The following is a 3,838-nucleotide window of genomic DNA, read 5'->3' on the forward strand; positions in this document are numbered from 1 at the left end:
CCACTGTCCCCGCAGCACGGGCTCCCGCCGGGCGGGGGCGGAGGATGTTCCGGGGCTGTCCGCCGTCTCGGGGCGAGGGGTGGTCATACGTGCGTGTCTCCCGCGTGTCTCCCGGTCGTGGCAGGAGATCAGGCTAGCCCCCGGCGGCGCTCAGGACGCGCCCGCCTCCTCGGCGACGGCCCCGAAGCGGGCCGCCATCGCCTCCTGCAGCGCCCGGGCCGCCGACAGGGGACGGACCATGACGGTGAAGTCGTCGATCAGGCCGTCCTCGCCGAAGTGCAGGAGGTCGCAGCCCTGCAGGGCGCGCTCCCCCACGCGGGCCTCGAAGACGAGGACGAGGTCGCGGCCGCCGGGGTCCGCGATCTCCCGGACGTAGCGGAAGTCCTGGAACACCTCCATGACGGCGCCCAGGATCGCGGAGGTGACCGGCTTCCCGGCGTACGGCTTGAAGACCACCGGGCTGGTGAACACGACGTCCTCGGCGAGCAGGTCGACCAGGGCCGCGTGGTCGCCGTCCTCGACCGCCTTGCGGAAGGGGTGGGTCATCGTCCGCCTCTCACTCTCGTCATGTCCGCTTCCGGGTCTCCGGCTCCGGACTTCTCCCTATTCAATATGTTGAATAGGTGCGTCGGACAGTACTCCGGGACCGCGTCGATCCGCAACGGGTCCGCACGGGGTACGCGGGCGGTCCGGCGAGGTAGGAAGGAACCCACCGACCCGGAGGTGCTGCCGTGTACTACCCGCTGACCGTCCGCGACTTCCTCGACCGCGCGGCCCACGTCTATCCGGACCGCGTCGCCGTCGTCGACGAACCGGACCAGCCCGGACCGGGCCTCGGCGAGGTCACCTACCGGGAGCTGGCGGCGCTCGCCCGCGCGCAGGCGGCGAAGCTCGACCGGCTGGACGTCCCGGTGGGCGGCCGGGTCGCGGTGGTCTCGCAGAACTCGGCACGCCTGCTGACGTCGTTCTTCGGCGTCTCCGGCTGGGGACGCGTCCTCGTACCGGTGAACTTCCGGCTCACGCACGCGGAGATCGACTACATCGTGCGCCACTCCGGCGCCTCGGTCGTCTACGCGGACCCCTCCTGCGCGCGGGTGCTCGACTCGCTCGACGTCAAGCACACCTTCGTCCTCGGTGACGACGAGGACCTCTTCCTGCGCGGGGCCGAGCCGCGGGAGTGGGCGGAGCCGGACGAGGGCGCGACGGCCAGCGTCAACTACACGTCCGGGACGACCGCCCGTCCCAAGGGGGTCCAGCTCACGCACCGCAACCTGTGGCTGAACGCGACCGTGTTCGGGCTGCACACCACGATCAGCGACCGTGACGTCTACCTGCACACCCTGCCGATGTTCCACGCCAACGGCTGGGGCATGCCGTACGGCGTCACGGGCGTCGGCGGGCGCCACATCGTGCTCCGCCAGATCGACGGGGCCGAGATCCTGCGCCGGGTCGAGCGGCACGGCGTCACCCTGATGTGCGCGGCGCCGGCCGTCCTGAACGCCGTGCTCGACGCCGCCGCCGACTGGGAGGGCGCGATCCCGGGCCGCGACCGGGTCCGTGTCGTCTGCGCGGGCGCACCGCCGCCGACCCGCACGATCGAGCGGGTGACGGCCGAGCTGGGCTGGGAGTTCATCCAGATCTACGGGCTGACCGAGACCTCGCCGCTCGTCACGGTCAACCGTACTCGCGCGGAGTGGGACGGCCTGGACCCCACCGAGCGGGCCCGCAGGCTGGGGCGGGCGGGCGTACCCGCTCTCGGCGTACGCGTCGACGTCGACGTCGACGGGGAGGTGCTGACCGCGTCCAACCACAACCTCGACGGCTACTGGGAGCAGCCCGAGGAGACGGCGAAGGCCCAGGAGGGCGGCTGGTTCCACACCGGGGACGGCGGATACCTCGACGACGAGGGGTACCTGGTGATCTCCGACCGCAAGAAGGACGTCATCATCTCCGGCGGCGAGAACGTCTCCTCGATCGAGGTGGAGGACGTCATCACCTCGCACCCCGCGGTGCGCGAGGTGGCGGTGATCGGCATCCCGGACGACAAGTGGGGCGAGCTGGTGACCGCGCTCGTGGTGACGGACGGATCCGGTGTCACCGCCGAGGAGTTGATCGCCCACTGCCGGACGCGGCTCGCGGGCTTCAAGACGCCCAAGCGGGTCGACTTCGTGGAGTCGCTGCCGCGCACGGCGACGGGGAAGCTGCAGAAGTTCAAACTGCGGGAGCCGTTCCGGCGCGACGGGTGACGGGTGACGGGTGACGGGTGTGGGGTGGCTGAACCACGCCATCGCGGGCAGCGCCCTGTCGTCGTAGCCGAACAGGGCCTGGTTCTCCCAGCCGTTGCCGGAGGAGGGGTCCGCCGGGTCCCAGCCGTTGCCGGTCACGGCCGTCCAGGTGGACTCCCAGTAGAAGACGCCCAGGCCGCGGCCGTTCGGGACGGCCTCCACGATGCTGGCCACGTCCTTCATCCACCGGGTCTGGCCGGCCGTCGAGGCGGGGTAGCCGGGGACCAGTTCGCCCGGCAGGTCGATGATGTTCTCGGTGGGGTCCTCGCTGTCCAGGCGGAAGGGGTAGGCCGTCTCGGCGAGGTACACCGGCTTGCCGTAGCGGGACGCCGTGTCGTCCAGGGTGGTCTGGAAGTCGGCGAGCGTGCCGTGCCAGTAGCCGTAGTAGGACAGCCCGACGACGTCGAACCTCACGCCGTTGGCGACCGCGTTGTCGAACCACCAGCGGGTGCCGGCCAGGTCGCCGCCCTGGGCGAGGTGGATCGCCACGGCCGTCCCGGGGTGGACCGCCTTGACCGCGTCGTGACCGGAGTTGAGCAGACCGGCGAGCTGGGGCCAGTTGGCGGTGGAGCCCTCGTTCCAGAGCATGCCACCGTTGATCTCGTTGCCGACCTGCACCATGTCGGCGGTGGTGCCCTGGGCCTTCAGGGCGTTCAGGACGTCGTACGTGTGGGTGTAGACGTCCGTCTTCAACTGGCTGTAGGAGTGGCCGGACCAGGCGGCGGGCTTGGACTGGGCGCCCGGGTCGGCCCAGGTGTCCGAGTAGTGGAAGTCCACGAGGAGCTTCATGCCCTGGGCCTTGACGCGCCGGGCGGTGGCGAGGACGTGTGCCTTGTCGTTGTAGCCGTCGGCCGGGTTCACCCACACCTTGAGGCGGGCGTAGTTCTGGCCGGCGGACCTGAGGACGGCGAGGGGGMCGCCGGTCTTGCCGGAGCCGTTCCGGTACACCCCGCCCTTGGCCTCGCTCTTGGCGAGCGAGGAGATGTCCGACCCCTTGACGGCCAGTCCGGTCGAACCGGCCGTGAAGGTCAGGTCGTCCACGTTGATCCAGTTGCCCGCCGCGGCGTCGGAGACGACGCCGACCGTGCACCGGTTGTTCGTCACCGCGACCGAGGCGACGATCCGGATCCAGCCGCTGGACGAGACCGGCAGGTCGGTGCGCTGTTCCGCGCTCCCGCAGTTCCTGAGCGCGAGGTACGCCGCGTGCTGGCCGCCGCCCGAGCGGACCCAGGCGGTGAGCGTGTAGGTGCCGTTGGTGAGGTGGGAGAGGTGCTGGTAGGTCTCCACCTTGTACGCGGAGGCCGCGTAGTGGGTGAGGCGGTGGCTGCCGGTGCGGCCGCCGGGCTCGGTGAACGAGGCGGCGTCCTGGCCGGTGGCCGAGCGGGTGGACCAGCCGGCCGGGGTGGCGGTGCCGGTGGCGTCCGCCTCGAAGCCGGGGTTGGTGAGGGGGGTTGCGGCGGTGGCGCTCTGCGCGGGCGGCAGGGTCAGGGCGAGGCCCGCTGCCAGCGGCAGGAGGAGGGCCTTGAGTATGCGTCCGGGATGGAACATCGTCG

Annotated in this window: 2 protein-coding genes and 1 pseudogene; 1 reads left to right on the plus strand and 2 read right to left on the minus strand. The window is 71.3% G+C overall.

Going from position 1 to position 3,838, the window contains the following annotated elements; genetic code table 11:
- Positions 1 to 150: 150 nt before the first annotated feature.
- Entirely contained in the window at positions 151 to 546 is a 396-nt protein-coding gene (locus tag FGF04_RS04300) for a nuclear transport factor 2 family protein (protein WP_149509857.1), read from the minus strand.
- Between the two features lie 185 nt (positions 547 to 731).
- Here FGF04_RS04300 and FGF04_RS04305 point away from each other — a divergent pair, with 185 nt between their 5' ends.
- Positions 732 to 2,246, plus strand: a complete 1,515-nt coding sequence (locus tag FGF04_RS04305) for an AMP-binding protein (protein ID WP_149509881.1) — start codon at positions 732 to 734, stop codon at positions 2,244 to 2,246.
- A 24-nt stretch (positions 2,247 to 2,270) separates the two neighbouring features.
- Here FGF04_RS04305 and FGF04_RS04310 read toward each other — a convergent pair.
- Positions 2,271 to 3,833: pseudogene (locus FGF04_RS04310) on the minus strand (glycoside hydrolase family 53 protein); the annotation flags it as partial.
- Between the last annotated feature and the right edge of the window lie 5 nt (positions 3,834 to 3,838).

This window comes from Streptomyces apricus (assembly GCF_008369065.1).
GTDB classification, from domain to species: domain Bacteria; phylum Actinomycetota; class Actinomycetes; order Streptomycetales; family Streptomycetaceae; genus Streptomyces; species Streptomyces apricus.

Bases quoted from the DNA above. Each gene is read 5' to 3' on its own strand.
- FGF04_RS04300 (WP_149509857.1), bottom strand. From the start codon at position 546: ATGACCCACCCCTTCCGCAAGGCGGTCGAGGACGGCGACCACGCGGCC.